Origin of the sequence: Bowmanella yangjiangensis (genome assembly GCF_017255015.1) — a bacterium.
GTDB lineage: Bacteria > Pseudomonadota > Gammaproteobacteria > Enterobacterales > Alteromonadaceae > Bowmanella > Bowmanella yangjiangensis.
Genome location: NZ_JAFKCS010000011.1, coordinates 35,742 through 50,972, shown reverse-complemented (window position 1 = coordinate 50,972; position 15,231 = coordinate 35,742). Strand labels below are relative to the sequence as shown.

The window sequence follows — 15,231 nt, the reverse complement described above, 5'->3', positions numbered from 1 at the left end:
CGCCGCGCATAGACTACTCAAGCTAAATCCCAGTGTAAAGGAATCCCCATGCAGGCCTCTGCTGCTATCCGTCATGATTGGACGGTTAAACAAGTGCGCGATTTGTTCGCTATGCCCTTTAATGATCTGTTGTTTCAGGCGCAGGTTACACACCGCCAGCATTTTAACCCTAATGAAGTTCAGGTCAGTACCTTGCTGTCGATTAAAACCGGCGCATGTCCGGAAGATTGCAAGTATTGCCCACAGAGTGCACGTTACGACACAGGTCTTGAAAAAGAGCGTCTGATGGAAGTGGAAAAGGTACTGGAGCGAGCTAAGGAAGCGAAAGCCGTAGGCTCCACGCGCTTTTGTATGGGCGCGGCCTGGCGTAATCCTAAAGACAAAGACATGCCTTATGTGATTGAAATGGTCAAAGGCGTGAAAAAGCTCGGCATGGAAACCTGTATGACGCTAGGGATGCTGTCCCGCGAGCAGGCCATGATGCTTAAAGACGCAGGTTTGGATTACTATAACCACAATCTCGATACCTCACCTGAATTTTACGGTGAGATCATCAGTACCCGTACATACCAGGATCGTTTAAACACCTTAGAGAATGTGCGTGCTGCGGGTATGAATGTGTGTTCAGGCGGGATTGTGGGGATGGGGGAAAGCGATAACGATAGAGCTGGTTTGCTGGTGCAACTGGCTAATCTGCCGCAGCACCCTGAGAGCGTGCCAATCAACATGTTGGTAAAAGTGCAAGGTACGCCACTGGATGAAGTGGACGATCTCGACCAGTTTGAGTTTATCCGCACTATTGCCGTGGCCCGTATTATGATGCCTAAAAGCCATGTGCGTTTGTCGGCTGGGCGAGAAGCCATGAACGAACAAATGCAGGCCCTGTGCTTTATGGCAGGTGCTAACTCGATTTTTTACGGGTGTAAGCTGCTGACAACCTCCAATCCGGAAACTCATGCCGATGTGAAGTTGTTCAGAAAGCTGGGTATCAATACGGAGCGCACGCGTCAGTTTTCCGATGAAGCCCATGAAGCGGTGCTACGTGATGCCGTCAAGGTGCAGCAAAGCGAAGAGCTGTTTTACGACGCCAGTTTATAAACCATGGCCTTTGAGTTTATTGTCTCAGAGCTGGCGGCACGGCGCGCTGCCAGTTTGTTGCGCCAGCGCCAAATTATTGAACAAGTTGATGGCCGCACGCTGTTGGTGGACGGCCAGCCTTACCTGAATTTTTCCAGTAATGATTATCTTGGCATGGCGCATAGCGACGACCTTAAGCTAGCGGCTGCGCAGGCAGCGCCTGACTGGGCAGCGGGAAGTGGGGCGTCACCTTTGGTAACCGGCCATAGTCAGGCTCATGCCAAACTGGAAGCACACCTGGCGGAACATTTAGGTCGTGAGCGTGTATTGCTGTTCAACAGTGGGTTTGCTGCCAATCAGGCGCTGATTCAAACGCTGATGAGCCATGGCGGCCATATTCTAGCTGACAAGCTGAGCCATGCTTCTATGCTTGACGGGGCATTGGCCAGCAAAGCCAAACTGCAGCGATTTCGCCATAATGATATGTGCCATCTTGCCGGTCTGCTAGCAAGTGCAGCCGGGGATAAGCTGGTAATCAGTGAAGGGGTTTTCAGCATGGATGGTGATGCTGCACCTTTGCTAGACATCAGCGCTCTGTGCCAACAACATCAAGCCATGTTGTATATTGATGATGCCCATGGATTTGGCGTAAACGGTGATTTGGGCTTAGGCGCGGGCTCGATGCTGGAACCAGCCCAATTGCCCTTACTGATGGCCACCTTTGGTAAAGCCATTGGCACGTCAGGGGCATTTTTGGCGGTGCCAGAGGATATTTACGCCTATCTGGTTAACTTCGCTCGTCATTACATATACAGCACTGCCATGTCGCCTTTACTGGCCGCTATCACTTTAACGAGTTTGAAACTGTTACAAAAACAGCCATGGCGGCGGGAAAAACTAAAAGAAAATATTCAGTTATTCCGCGAAAAAGCAAGGCAATTGGCACTACCCCTGATGGATTCACAAACGGCTATCCAGCCGCTGTTAATAGGTGATGCACAGCAAAGCCTGACGCTATGCCAAAAGCTCAAAGCACAAGGCATTTGGGTGACAGCGATTCGTCCACCTACGGTGCCGCAGGGGAGTTCAAGGTTACGCGTGACCATCTGTGCCTCACATACCAAGGCGGATATAACGGCACTACTAGATGCATTAGCTCGAGGGATGGGTAATGATGCCTGAGCCTCAAATACAGTTAAAGCAGCGCATTGCCAGACAGTTTAGCCAAGCGGCCATACGCTATGACAGGCTAGCGGATGTGCAGTGGCATATCGGTGTGGATGCAGTAAATGCCATGCCTGACACGCAGGGGCTGGTGCTGGATATTGGCTGTGGAACCGGGCGCATTACCCAGCTATTGGCAAGGCGTTGTGAGCAGGTGATAGGCATGGACCTGGCCGAGGGCATGGCAAGATTCGCCGCTCAAGCCCATGCTAACAGTGCGCATTTTGTGGTTGCTGATGCAGAACAATTGCCTTTGGCCGATAACAGTCTGGACGGCGTATTTTCCAGTATGGCACTGCAGTGGTGTCTACCGCTTACCCAGGTTTTTAAGGAATTAGCTCGGGTGCTGAAACCCGGTGCCAAGGGGCTGTTAACTATTATGGTGGATGGTTCGCTTAAGGAATTGCATCAAGGTTGGCAGGCGATTGGTGAGCCTGCCCATGCTAATCGATTCTGTTCATCGCAACATCTGCTTGAGAGTGCTCATAAAGCCGGGCTTTTTTGCACTATTGAAGAGAAGCTTTACCAGACCTGGCATAACAATCTGCATGAGGCACTGCATTCCATAAAGGATATCGGCGCAGGCGTGGTCCTTAATGGGGCTAAGACCCGGCTATCACGTCAAACCCTGGCCCATTTGGACAGATACTACCAAAATGAATTTGCCATAAATGGTCAACTGCCTATTAGTTACCAGGTGGCTTTTTTGGAGATACAAAAGTGAAGTGCTTCTTTGTAACAGGTACGGATACCGAGGTCGGAAAAACCTTTGTATCGCGCGCAATGCTCACACAGTTAAAAAACCGACGTTTAAAAACAGCGGCCTATAAGCCCGTTGCGTCCGGCTGTGAACTGACCGAACAAGGGCTTCGCAATGAAGATGCCTTAACCCTGCAGGCTGCATCCACATTCAACATTGAGTACGCATTGGTAAACCCCTACGCCTTTGCTCAGCCAATCGCACCGCATTTGGCGGCGGCTCAGACTGGGGTAAATATTGAGCTTTCTACACTGGCTGACACCCAACAGCAGCTCCAAGCATTACAGCCCGATGTGCTGCTGGTAGAAGGTGCCGGTGGGTGGCGTTTACCTTTGGGTCAGGGTCAGTTTATGTCTGACTATGTTAAGCAACAAAAGATGCCCGTCATTCTGGTGGTGGGTATGCGACTTGGTTGCTTAAACCATGCCTTGCTGACAGCAGAAGCCATTCGCCGTGACGGTTTGGAACTGGCTGGTTGGGTTGCTAATCAGGTTGAAACCAACATGCCGCTACTGGAGGAGAATCAAGCCTTTTTGCAGGCACATCTGGATGCACCTTTATTAGGTTGTATTCCCAGATTGTCAGATACTGAGATGGCTTCGCAGTATTTGGATCTCACCCCAATCATATAAATTTCTTACTTGGTCATCTGGTCTAACCAGTGGTAATCTGCAGTGATTATTCGCTGTACTGTAAGAAATGACATGAAATTACTAACTAAAGCCAATTGGGGATTAAAGCTGTTTGCCTGGCGTTATATTCCCTTAATTGGCTTTTGCTCCCCACGTATTGAGCGCATGGATGGACAGGCGCTGGAAGTCAGTATTCCGCACACCTGGAGAACTAAAAACCATCTGGGCAGCGTGTATTTCGGTGCGCTGGCTATTGGGGCTGACCTGGCTGGGGCATTTTTAGTCTTTCACAAGGCTAAAGCCCGCGGGGTTAACGCCAATTTCGCTTTTAAGGATGTACAAGGAGAATTTCTAATGCGCCCCGAGGCGAGGGTGCATTTTATCAGTGAAGATGGCGCCTTGATTGATCAGATGCTGGATGAGTCTATCGCCACCGGACAACGGATCAATCGCACTGTGAGTGTTCGGGTCACTTGCCCGTCTCTACATGGGGACACGCCCATGGCCACATTTCGGCTTACGTTGTCAGTAAAAGCAAAGCCCCGGTAAGGGGCTTCTAATAAGATTACTTAGTGCCAAACAGCTTATCGCCAGCATCACCCAGCCCAGGCAGAATATAGCCCTGTTCATTGAGTTTTTGGTCTATAGAAGCGGTAAAAAGCTCAACATCAGGATGAGCCTTTTCTAGCGCTTTTATGCCTTCTGGTGCCGCCACCAACACCAGCGCCTTGATGTGTTTACAGCCGTTGGCTTTCAACAAATCAACAGTGGCGATCATAGAGCCGCCCGTGGCGAGCATGGGGTCCACGATAATAGCCAAACGCTGATCTAAATCGGCGGTCAGTTTTTGAAAGTATGGCACCGGTTGCAGGGTTTCTTCGTTACGATACATGCCCACCACGCTAATTCTGGCATTGGGGATAAGTTCCAGTACACCATCCATCATGCCCAGACCGGCTCTTAGGATGGGCACTATAGTGACTTTCTTACCCTGGATCTGGTCAATCTCTATATCGCCACTCCAGCATTGGATATGGGTTTTTTCGGTCGGCAGATCGGCAGTTGCCTCGTAAGTCAGCAAACTGCCAATTTCTCTAGCCAGAGTACGAAATTCACGGGTACTGATACCGGCATCCCTGATCAGGCCAATCTTATGCTTGACCAGCGGGTGCATCACCTCAACTACTTTCATGGGGACAACTCCTATAGTAGATGTGACAGATCCTGCCCGGATGCAATGTCTTGCTGCTCACCGCCCAAGAATAGGATACCAGAGTGTGGACCTACCAAGGTCAGTTGATTATCCACTCTCAACAATGCACTGCCTTCACGAATGGCGACTATCGGCATAACTGGGTTTAGCACCATAAACTCAGCCAGGCGCTGAGCGCGGGTTTCGCCGTTATGGCCGGGCGGTTGATAGTCAGTATAGTGAGGATTAATTTGAAACGGCACTAACTGCAAAGCGTTAAAAGAGGGGGGTTCAATAATCGGCATATCATTGGTGGTGCGAATACTGTTACCACATATGTTAGAACCCGCGCTCCAGCCAATGTAGGGCAGCCCTTGAGTTACCTTGGCACGAATCAGTTCCAGCAAATCCTGTTTATAAAGCTCGGTGAGTAGATTAAAGGTGTTACCGCCACCTACGGCTATGGCTTGTGCAGATTCTACAGCCTGCTTGGCATTGCTGGTCTGATGAATACCGGTCACCTTCACTTCAGGCAGTGCGGTCTGAACTTTTTCAACATAGTCGTCCCAGCCTAGGGTGACACCGGCGAAGGGCACGAACAACAGTTCGTCAATACCGGCAAGGTGGTTCAAAATTGTAGAGCGGGCGGTTTCCAGATAGCCATACTGGCCTTCTCTGGAACTACTGAGCATCAATACTTTCATCTGATTTTCGTTTTTAAAGTAGGGAGCCGCCAGTATAAGATAATCTGTCTGTGCTGATAATAACTACAAAAAGCGGGGCCTTCTGCTTAGCCTTTTTGTTTTAATTCAAGCCGCCAAATTTCCAGTACACAAATATACACACTTTGGATGATTGAAAAATCTGCTTTAGCCCACAAAATAAGGGCGAGATAACTTTATTGGAGACGCTATGAAACGTGTGCTGTTGTTTGTCGCTACCAACCTGGCTGTGGTGCTGGTGTTGAGCATTGTGATGAACCTGGTATTCAGTTTCCTTAATATCGACCCTCGCGGCATGGGCGGTTTGCTGGTGTTTGCCAGCATATTCGGCTTTGGTGGGGCGTTTATTTCACTGTTGATGTCTAAATGGATTGCCAAACGGTCAGTGGGGGCGCATGTCATTGAGCGTCCAGCTAACCATACAGAGCAGTGGTTGGTTGACACTATTGCTCGCCTGGCGAAGCAATCAGGTATAGGTATGCCCGAGGTGGCTATCTATCATTCACCAGATATGAATGCTTTTGCTACCGGCGCCAATCGCAATAATGCATTGGTTGCAGTGTCTACCGGCTTGCTGGAAAACATGCAACAAGATGAGGTAGAGGCGGTACTGGCACACGAAGTCGCCCACATCGCGAACGGCGATATGGTAACCATGACCTTGCTCCAGGGCGTGTTGAACACCTTTGTTATTTTCCTGGCACGGGTGATAGCCAACATTATTGACAATGCCACTCGCAGTAACAACAGCGAGGGGGGCTTAGGTGGTCTGGCTTATTTTGCCATCGTCTTTGTATTGGAGATCGTGTTCGGTATTCTGGCCAGCATTATTGTGATGGGCTTCAGCCGCTATAGAGAGTATCGCGCTGATGCAGGTTCGGCGTCGCTGGTTGGTCGCAATAAAATGATTGCCGCCCTGCAACGTTTGAAATACAGCCAGGAGTCTAAACTAGACGGTAACCTGATGGCCTTTGGTATACGTGGTAAGTCAGCGATGGCTGAACTATTTTTGAGCCACCCACCGCTGGAAAAACGTATTCAGGCACTGCAACAAGGTCGTTAATGGCGGCAATAGTTGACTGAACCTGCAAATCTGACAGACTAATGGCCACTTTTTTGTGGCCATTTTTTTGTTATGAACCCGCGTACTCCTTCTGTTCTGTTCGTTTGTCTTGGTAACCTGTGCCGCTCTCCCACTGCACATGCTGTATTTCATACTATGGCTTTTGAGCAAGGTGTTGATGTGTTTGTGGACTCAGCAGGCACCGCGGGTTACCACAAAGGCAGTTCGCCAGATCAACGAAGTGTGGATGCTGGGCAAGCGCGGGGTTATAGCTTTAAGGGGCAGCGCTCGCGCCCCGTATTAATGGATGACTTCGAAAGATTTGATTTGGTATTGGCGATGGACAGTAAGAATCTTCGGGACTTACTAGCCATGTGCCCACCTGAATACCAGCATAAGGTAAGTTTGTTTCTGGAATACGCGGATCACGACGAGTCTGAAGTGCCAGACCCTTATTATGGTGGTCGTCAGGGATTTGAACTGGTGCTGGACTTGATTGAGCAAGGCTGTGCGGTATTGCTTCGAAAAGTGAAGCAACTGCCTTGCTAAGGAAGCACGCCTGGTGTATCGCCACTCTGATTGTCGTTTTACTTGGTTTAGCAGCGTTGACGGCCATGCAAGGTTTGCAGTGGTCTTCAGCGGTTGACCAACAGATACTGCTGCATTTGCGCGTCCCTCTAGTCGGCAGCGCTATCTTAGTCGGGGCCTGTCTGGCTGCCAGTTCAGCTATTTTACAGGTGATGCTGCGTAATCCGTTGGCTGATCCGGGCCTTATCGGCATTACCAGCGGAGCCAGTCTTTTTGCTGCTATTTACCTCCTTGCCGGTGGCGCAACACTGACTGGTCTGGCTGCCTATGGCTTACCTCTGTTCAGTTTTATCGGGGCCTTGCTCTCAACCTTACTTATTTATGCTATCGCCAAACGTTTGGGGCTGGAGTCGGGGACCGGTGTGATTCTTGCCGGTATTGCCATATCGACATTAAGCGGTGGGGTGATAGCTTGGTTATATTTCCTTGCCGACGCCCAATCACTGCGTAATTTAACCTTTTGGTTATTGGGTAGTTTGCATCAGGCGGATCTCAAGCTGGTAAGCTTTGCCGCGCCTTTAGTGGTTGCCCTGCTTATCTATGTATTGCGTCAGGGCCAACCTTTGAATTGGCTCTACTTTGGCAACCAGGCAGCCCAATTGAGGGGACTGAATGTTGCCCGTTATTACCCTCGCATGTTACTGGCCAGTGCGCTTTTGGTTGGTATTGCCGTGTCGCTGGCCGGTTCAATCGCTTTTATCGGTTTGTTAGTGCCACACTTGCTCAGAAATCTGTTTGGACACGACAATCGATTCGTTTTACCTGCTTCAGCCTTACTCGGCGCCATTTTATTGTTGGTAGTTGTGGCTATCTCCAATGGGTTTGGAGGCGTTGTGGTGCCTGTGTCTATGTTAACCGCGACCTTAGGCGGGCCGGTGTTCCTGTACTCGGTAGTACGGTTGGCAAGGACCTAACATGTTAGCGGCGAAACACATTCAGTTGCATGGTCGACTCCAGAATATCAGCCTTAACCTGGCAGCTGGCGAGGTGGTGCACATTCTCGGACCTAATGGTGCGGGTAAGTCCAGTTTGTTGTCGGTTCTGGCCGGTTTACTTACGCCAAATAGTGGTGATGTGCAGTTGAAGGGTAAGAAACTACAGGACTATAGCCTGGTTGAGCTTGCCCATTGCCGAACATTAATGGAGCAACAACTGCATAGCGCCTTTGCTCTGTCGGTGCAGGAAAGTTTGTCGTTTTACAGTCAGCGCCCGAAGATCCCCCCTGAGCTTGAGCATGCTCTGGAGATAACTGACTTCTTATCCAGACCACTTAACCATCTATCCGGTGGTGAACGGCGTCGGGTGCAGCTATGTCGCAGTCTGATGCAGATATGGACTGCCATAGAGCAGGGGAATGCCTTGATTCTGCTAGATGAGCCCGTGCAGGGACTGGATTTTGCCCATCAGCATAAGCTCTGTCAGCTCATTAACCTGTTGGCAACGCACGGCAACATGGTGGTGGTAAGCCATCATCAGCTTAATCTGGCGCAAATGTATGCTCACCGGGTTTGGCTGATGTCGTCACAGCAGCTGGTTGCCGACGGACTAACAGCGGACGTGTTACAGCAAGAAACACTGGAAAGGGTATTTCAATGCAGGGTACGCATTGCCTTCGACTCAGAACAAAATAAACTAATTCAGACTTATTTGGACTACTAACCCGCTGCTGTTGGCAAATCACCGCCGTTTTCCGTGAATCCTGGGTTCAAATTGCCCAATAAATCAGCAATCTTTAGTTTGCTGTGTGGTTTATGGGTTTGCCAATAATTGCCCATTGAAATTTTCTTTCAGAAACCGTAAGTTTCGGGGTGACAAAGCAGGCGCAATGTCGCCCCTGCAGTTCTAACCGAAAGAAGGAAAATCAGTGACACAATGGCAACCCGATAGCTGGCGCCAACTGCCCATTTTGCAGCAGCCCATCTATGAAAATAAACAACAGCTAGAAGATGCAGAGAAACGCCTGGCCAAATACCCGCCGCTGGTATTTGCAGCTGAGACGCGTGAGTTGTTTAGACAGTTGGGTGAGGTTGCCAAAGGAAATGGCTTTTTACTGCAAGGTGGTGACTGCGCTGAGTCCTTTGATGAATTCAATGCGCCTAAAATCCGCGATACCTTTAAGGTTATCCTGCAGATGGCCATAGTGCTGACCTTTGCTGGCCGCTGCCCGGTAACTAAAGTTGCCCGAATGGCAGGACAATATGCCAAACCTCGCTCAGACAATCTTGAAACCATAGATGGCGTGTCGCTACCTAGCTACCGTGGCGATATTATCAACAGCTTTGAATTTACCGAGGCGTCCCGTCAGCCCAATCCTGAGCGTATGATTGAGGCTTATCATCGCTCCGCGGCAACCCTGAACCTGCTTCGCGCCTTTGCGCAAGGCGGTCTGGCGGATTTGCATCAGGTAAATCGCTGGAACATGGCGTTTGTGGAAAATAATCCTCTTAAAGAACGCTATCAGGACGTGGCCAAGCGTATTCAAGATGCCCTGTCTTTTATGGAGACTATTGGTATCAATGCCGCCAATCACCGCGAATTACATGAGACGTCGCTGTTCACCTCGCATGAAGCCTTATTGCTGAACTACGAGCAGGCCCTGACACGCAACGATACGTTGACCGGTAAATGGTATAACTGTTCGGCGCATATGCTGTGGATTGGTGAGCGTACCCGCCAGTTGGATCATGCTCATGTGGAGTTTTTCCGCGGTATTCATAACCCGATCGGGGTCAAGGTTGGGCCGTCTATACAGGAAGACGAACTGATTCGTTTAATTGACGCGTTAAACCCGCAAAACGAAGCCGGTCGCTTGACCCTGATTACCCGTATGGGGGCGAATAATCTGGGCGATAAGTTGCCGACATTGCTGCGTAGGGTGAAACAGGAAGGCCGTCAGGTGGTCTGGAGTTCAGATCCCATGCACGGCAACACAGTCAAAGCATCCAGCGGTTATAAGACCCGTAACTTTGATGACATTTTGCGTGAGATCCAGCATTTCTTCCAAGCCCATCAGGCGGAGGGTACCCATGCTGGTGGTATTCACCTGGAGATGACCGGCCAGCACGTTACCGAATGTGTGGGCGGAGCCTACGGAATTGGCGAAGCAGACCTGGGTCAGTGTTACCAGACCCAGTGCGACCCGCGTTTAAATGCCGATCAGGTACTGGAACTGGCGTTTTTGGTTGCGGATTACCTGAAAAAGGATATCTGACAATGCCATTACCCGGACTGACTTCTGTGTAGTCCGGGTAATACTTCCATCAGTACTTCTTACGCTGCAATCCCGTTTCGGCCAGGATCTTGGCCGAAATTTCCTCTACAGAAAACTTGGTACTGTTCAAAAAAGGAATAGATTCCCGGCGGTACAGATTTTCTACTTCCCGCAGTTCCATCCGGCATTGGCGCATTGATGCATAGCGGCTGTTGGCGCGGCGCTCAGAACGAATCTGATGCAAACGTTCGGGGGCGATGGTCAAACCAAACAGCTTACTTTTGAAGTGTCTGAGCCTGGCAGGCAGCCTTAACATGTCGCCCATGTCTTCTTCGGTGAAAGGGTAGTTCGCCGCCTTAATACCGTATTGCAAAGCGAGGTACAGACTCGTCGGGGTTTTGCCGGAGCGTGATACGCCAACCAGGATAATATCGGCTTCGCCATAATTATCCAGATTTGCTCCGTCATCGTTTGCCAGCGCGTAATTTACCGCTTCAATGCGAATGTCATAGGTTTTTTCATGAATACTGTGGGTGCGGTGTTTTTCCGGCTTAGCAGGAATACCCAGAATTTTTTCCAAGGGCGCCACAAATTGGTCGAGAAAGTTGTAATTTATCCCGACCGAATTAGAAATGATTTCCCTGACATCTAAATTGACGATGGTATAAAACACCAAAGGTCGTTCACCTGTTTCCTTAAATTTCTTGGCAATTTTGTCATTAACCTTTTCCGCTTGTTCTGCCGTTTCTACGAAAGGAATGGTGATATGGTTGAATTCTACGGGAAATAGAGACAATAAGGCATGGCCGAACACCTCTGAGGTAATGGCGGTGCCATCAGAAATATAAAATGCGGTGCGCACAACAACTCCTTAACAATGTCGTAATTTAATTACGAAAATAAATAAAGTTTTACTTTTTTATTACCGACATTCTAAAATCCTCAGCGAAAAAAGCCAGCAGCCCAAATTACTTAAGGGATTGGGGCGATTTGAAAAACATGCTAATTCGGAGGCATTCGCGGTGCAGAAATACGTTTTGTGGTATCAGCAGTTAGGCATGCATGATGTGGAAAAAGTTGGAGGGAAAAATGCATCTCTGGGTGAGATGATTTCCAATCTGGCCAATGCCGGTGTGATGGTTCCTGGTGGTTTTGCCACAACGGCAGAAGCCTTTAACGAATTTCTGGAGCAAAGCGGTCTAAATAAGCGTATCCATGATGCGCTGGATGTACTGGATGTTGACGATGTTAACGCCCTGGCCAGGACCGGTAGTGAAATTCGTCAGTGGATTATTGACACGCCATTCCAATCAGAACTGGAAGTGGCCATTAAAGATGCTTACGCACAACTCCAGCAGGAAGCTGGTGGTGAAGCGTCATTCGCCGTTCGTTCTTCTGCGACAGCCGAAGATATGCCCGATGCCTCGTTTGCCGGACAACAGGAAACCTTCCTGAACGTTAAAGGCCTGGATGCGGTGATGACCGCCATCAAGCATGTTTTTGCCTCCTTGTTTAATGACCGCGCTATCTCTTACCGTGTACACCAGGGCTACGATCACAAAGGTGTGGCACTGTCTGCTGGTATCCAGCGCATGGTACGCTCGGATTGCGCCTCATCAGGCGTGATGTTCACTATCGATACCGAGTCTGGTTTTGAAGACGTGGTATTTATTACTTCTTCTTACGGCTTAGGTGAAATGGTGGTACAGGGTGCGGTGAACCCTGATGAATTCTATGTACACAAGCCGACGCTCAACAAAGGTAAACCCGCTGTGGTGCGCCGCAATCTCGGCAGTAAGCTGAAGAAGATGATCTACTCTGCGGATGTAGGCCATGGCAAGCAGGTTGAAATTGTTGACGTGGACACTACGGACAGTCACCGTTTCTCTCTGTCGGACAGCGAAGTAATGGAGCTGGCCAAGCAGGCGCAGATCATTGAGAAACACTATCAGCGTCCCATGGATATTGAATGGGCTAAAGACGGCACCGACGGTAAGCTTTACATAGTTCAGGCTCGCCCTGAGACAGTACGTAGCCGCGAAGATGCGCAAACTATCGAACGTTTCCACCTGAAAGGCAAAGCCAAGATCGTCTGTGAAGGTCGTGCCATAGGTCATAAGATTGGCAACGGTGTGGCTAAGGTACTGAGCTCCATTGATGAAATGGACAAGATCCAGCCCGGCGATGTGCTGGTGACAGACATGACGGACCCGGATTGGGAGCCGATCATGAAAAAGGCCTCAGCCATTGTGACCAATCGTGGCGGTCGTACCTGTCACGCTGCCATCATTGCGCGTGAATTAGGGATCCCGGCTGTAGTAGGTTGCGGTGATGCCACAGACAGCATCCAAACCGGTGACAAGGTCACGGTATCTTGTGCCGAGGGCGATACCGGTTACATCTACGGTGATGTGCTGGACTTCGATGTTGTCACTTCTCGTATCGATGCCATGCCTGACCTGCCGCTGAAGATTATGATGAACGTGGGCAACCCGGATCGCGCTTTTGATTTCGGTCGCCTGCCACACGCTGGTGTGGGTCTGGCGCGCCTGGAATTTATCATCAATCGCATGATTGGCGTGCACCCCAAAGCACTGCTTAACTATGCCGGGCAGCCGGACGAAGTGAAAGCCGAGATTGATGAGATGATGGCTGGCTATGAGTCGCCTCGTGAGTTTTACATTCAAAAGCTGGTCGAAGGTATTTCCACCATCGCTGCAGCCTTTGCGCCAGAGAAAGTCATCGTTCGTATGTCAGACTTTAAATCGAACGAGTACTTTAACCTGGTGGGCGGTTTCCAGTACGAGCCACACGAAGAAAACCCCATGCTGGGTTTCCGTGGTGCCAGCCGTTATGTGTCTGAAGATTTCCGTGAGTGTTTCGCACTGGAATGTGAAGCCATCAAACGCGTACGTAACGACATGGATTTTACCAATGTTGAAGTCATGATTCCTTTTGTACGCACACTGGAAGAAGGACGTAAGGTCGTTGAACTACTTGCCGAACGCGGCTTGAAGCAAGGTGAAAACGGGCTACGCGTGATTATGATGTGTGAGCTGCCGTCTAATGCATTGCTGGCCGATCAGTTCCTGGATATCTTTGATGGATTCTCCATCGGATCGAATGACCTGACACAGTTGACTTTGGGTCTGGACAGAGACTCCGGCTTGATTGCCCATCTGTTTGATGAGCGTAATGAAGCGGTCAAGGTGTTGCTGGCAATGGCTATTAAAGCAGCCAAGGCGCGCGGTAAGTACGTAGGCATTTGTGGTCAGGGACCATCAGATCACGAAGACTTAGCAGCCTGGTTGGTAGAACAGGGTATTGATAGCGTCTCGCTCAACCCCGACACTGTAGTGGATACCTGGTTGTATCTGGGTGAGAAACACGGCATCTAATCGCTAGTGTTGTTAAAAGGCCGACATATGTCGGCCTTTTTTTGTGCCTGAAACTATGAATGTAAGCTGCTCAGGGGACTAACAAGTGCCGAATATCAAGTAGATCTGATTTTCCTTCGGCGAGCTCTTGTGGGCTTAGCCCGCTGATTTCATGGGGAAACACCAGCCATTCATTGCTTTCATGCACGTAAAAGTCAGGTACCAGGTTGGTTTTGTTGTTCTCTGGCTTATACCAGGGACAAGCAATACGAATATCATGGGGCACATTGCGGCGGGACAGTTTGCGGATCTGGGCCAGTAACGCCTCTACGCTGCGCCCTGAATCAAACACATCGTCGACAATCAGCAGGCTGTCTTCGGCATTGGCATTTTCAATCAGATAATGCAGTCCGTGAACGCGAATTTCCTTACTTTGTTCACCTATGCGTTGGTATGAGGATGTGCGCACAGAAATATGGTCTGTCTCAACACCCTTAAAATCAAAAAACTCCTGAACTGCAATACCAATGGGTGCGCCACCTCGCCAGATACCAACGATAAATTGTGGCCGTAAACCACTGTCATAAATTTTAGCGGCGAGCCTGAAAGAATCCTGTAGTAACTCCGCGGCACTAATAAAACGTTTATGCATCAAGGCTCACTCCTTTTTTGATTAACAGTAGATGTTATTTCGCTTTTGAGGCAAACCATTGGCGGAATATTTATGCCTAACCATCGAATACCCCTTGTGTAAATAGGGGCTTATCGAACAAGATGGGTGAAGGAGCCCTGTGGAGTCGAGCCGGTGGTTGTAGATGAACAGACATTGCTGTATTCCCGCTTAGTCCTGGCTGATGGTCAGGTGGTTGAATTCCGTCCCATTGGGCCTGACGATGTAATGTTAGAGCGAGATTTTATTCACCACCTCTCAAGCCAAAGTAAGCATTTTCGTTTTATGGGCAATATCAAAGAGTGCTCCTCCACTATGCTGTATCAATTCACGCATCCAGACCCTAAGCAAGAAGTGGCTATTATAGGGCTGGTGAAACAAGAACATGAGCAAGAAATTGCGGTGGCAAGGTTTGCTGTATTACCGGATCAGAAAAGCTGTGAGTTTGCCATTGCGATAGCCGATGCCTGGCAGCGACAGGGCATTGGACGTTATTTGCTTAAGCAACTGATGGCTATAGCCGCAAACCGGGGTTTGACACAAATGCGCGGACTGGTGCTGTCAGATAATACCGGCATGCTGACACTGTGCAAAGCCTTAGGCTTTCGCATTTTCGCAGAGCCTACCGATCATCAGACTATGGTCGTGATTAAAAGCTTGGATAAAGCGTTACCCTAGCAATAGAGAAGTATTCATTCGATAGCCAACTTAGGAG

Annotated in this window: 16 protein-coding genes; 12 read left to right on the top strand and 4 right to left on the bottom strand. The window is 49.5% G+C overall.

The features are described from left to right. Positions 1 to 48: 48 nt before the first annotated feature. From bioB to J0A65_RS12430, 5 genes are all read left to right on the top strand, one after another. Complete coding sequence (bioB, locus tag J0A65_RS12450; protein WP_206594512.1) at positions 49 to 1,098, top strand: biotin synthase BioB; 1,050 nt, start codon at positions 49 to 51, stop codon at positions 1,096 to 1,098. A 3-nt stretch (positions 1,099 to 1,101) separates the two neighbouring features. Next, positions 1,102 to 2,259 (top strand): 8-amino-7-oxononanoate synthase, encoded by a 1,158-nt coding sequence (gene bioF, locus J0A65_RS12445; protein WP_206594511.1) that lies wholly within the window; start codon positions 1,102 to 1,104, stop codon positions 2,257 to 2,259. Then, positions 2,249 to 3,025: a methyltransferase domain-containing protein gene (locus J0A65_RS12440; RefSeq protein ID WP_206594510.1), complete on the top strand. Its 777-nt coding sequence runs from the start codon at positions 2,249 to 2,251 to the stop codon at positions 3,023 to 3,025. The genes bioF and J0A65_RS12440 overlap by 11 nt, the downstream gene beginning before the upstream one ends. Continuing rightward, complete coding sequence (gene bioD / locus J0A65_RS12435; protein ID WP_206594509.1) at positions 3,022 to 3,693, top strand: dethiobiotin synthase; 672 nt, start codon at positions 3,022 to 3,024, stop codon at positions 3,691 to 3,693. The genes J0A65_RS12440 and bioD overlap by 4 nt, the downstream gene beginning before the upstream one ends. 72 nt (positions 3,694 to 3,765) lie before the next feature. Further along, the gene (locus tag J0A65_RS12430; protein ID WP_206594508.1) at positions 3,766 to 4,242 is read left to right on the top strand and encodes a DUF4442 domain-containing protein; all 477 of its coding nucleotides are present in this window, start codon (positions 3,766 to 3,768) and stop codon (positions 4,240 to 4,242) included. A gap of 16 nt (positions 4,243 to 4,258) precedes the next feature. Here J0A65_RS12430 and upp read toward each other — a convergent pair whose 3' ends face one another. Together upp and pepE are read right to left on the bottom strand one after the other, a co-directional pair. Continuing rightward, positions 4,259 to 4,885: a uracil phosphoribosyltransferase gene (gene upp, locus J0A65_RS12425; protein WP_206594507.1), complete on the bottom strand. Its 627-nt coding sequence runs from the start codon at positions 4,883 to 4,885 to the stop codon at positions 4,259 to 4,261. 11 nt (positions 4,886 to 4,896) lie between these two features. Next, complete coding sequence (gene pepE, locus J0A65_RS12420) at positions 4,897 to 5,589, bottom strand: dipeptidase PepE (protein ID WP_206594506.1); 693 nt, start codon at positions 5,587 to 5,589, stop codon at positions 4,897 to 4,899. Between the two features lie 208 nt (positions 5,590 to 5,797). Here pepE and htpX point away from each other — a divergent pair, with 208 nt between their 5' ends. The 5 genes from htpX to J0A65_RS12395 all read left to right on the top strand — a co-directional run bounded on the left by htpX (position 5,798) and on the right by J0A65_RS12395 (position 10,469). Further along, positions 5,798 to 6,670, top strand: coding sequence for a protease HtpX (htpX, locus tag J0A65_RS12415; protein ID WP_206594505.1), 873 nt, complete (start codon positions 5,798 to 5,800; stop codon positions 6,668 to 6,670). 72 nt (positions 6,671 to 6,742) lie between these two features. After that, positions 6,743 to 7,219: a low molecular weight protein-tyrosine-phosphatase gene (locus J0A65_RS12410; RefSeq protein WP_206594504.1), complete on the top strand. Its 477-nt coding sequence runs from the start codon at positions 6,743 to 6,745 to the stop codon at positions 7,217 to 7,219. Further along, on the top strand, positions 7,213 to 8,172 hold the full coding sequence (locus J0A65_RS12405) for a FecCD family ABC transporter permease (protein WP_206594503.1): 960 nt from the start codon (positions 7,213 to 7,215) through the stop codon (positions 8,170 to 8,172). Before J0A65_RS12410 ends, J0A65_RS12405 begins: the two co-directional genes overlap by 7 nt. Position 8,173: 1 nt before the next feature. Further along, on the top strand, positions 8,174 to 8,917 hold the full coding sequence (locus J0A65_RS12400) for an ATP-binding cassette domain-containing protein (protein WP_206594502.1): 744 nt from the start codon (positions 8,174 to 8,176) through the stop codon (positions 8,915 to 8,917). Positions 8,918 to 9,122: 205 nt separating this feature from the next. Then, positions 9,123 to 10,469, top strand: a complete 1,347-nt coding sequence (locus J0A65_RS12395) for a class II 3-deoxy-7-phosphoheptulonate synthase (RefSeq protein WP_206594501.1) — start codon at positions 9,123 to 9,125, stop codon at positions 10,467 to 10,469. A gap of 49 nt (positions 10,470 to 10,518) precedes the next feature. On the opposite strand, the gene ppsR is transcribed toward J0A65_RS12395, so the two are convergent. Then, positions 10,519 to 11,331 (bottom strand): posphoenolpyruvate synthetase regulatory kinase/phosphorylase PpsR, encoded by an 813-nt coding sequence (gene ppsR, locus J0A65_RS12390; RefSeq protein WP_206594500.1) that lies wholly within the window; start codon positions 11,329 to 11,331, stop codon positions 10,519 to 10,521. 160 nt (positions 11,332 to 11,491) lie between these two features. Here ppsR and ppsA point away from each other — a divergent pair, with 160 nt between their 5' ends. Further along, a complete protein-coding gene (gene ppsA, locus J0A65_RS12385) occupies positions 11,492 to 13,867 on the top strand; it encodes a phosphoenolpyruvate synthase (protein WP_206594499.1) in 2,376 nt (791 codons plus the stop codon). 70 nt (positions 13,868 to 13,937) lie between these two features. Here the strand turns inward: ppsA and J0A65_RS12380 are convergent, their stop codons facing one another. Beyond that, positions 13,938 to 14,498 carry a phosphoribosyltransferase gene (locus tag J0A65_RS12380; protein WP_206594498.1) on the bottom strand — a complete coding sequence of 187 codons (561 nt, stop codon included), beginning with the start codon at positions 14,496 to 14,498 and terminating at the stop codon, positions 13,938 to 13,940. A gap of 153 nt (positions 14,499 to 14,651) precedes the next feature. Here J0A65_RS12380 and J0A65_RS12375 point away from each other — a divergent pair, with 153 nt between their 5' ends. Continuing rightward, positions 14,652 to 15,194, top strand: coding sequence for a GNAT family N-acetyltransferase (locus tag J0A65_RS12375; RefSeq protein ID WP_206594497.1), 543 nt, complete (start codon positions 14,652 to 14,654; stop codon positions 15,192 to 15,194). Positions 15,195 to 15,231: the final 37 nt, after the last annotated feature.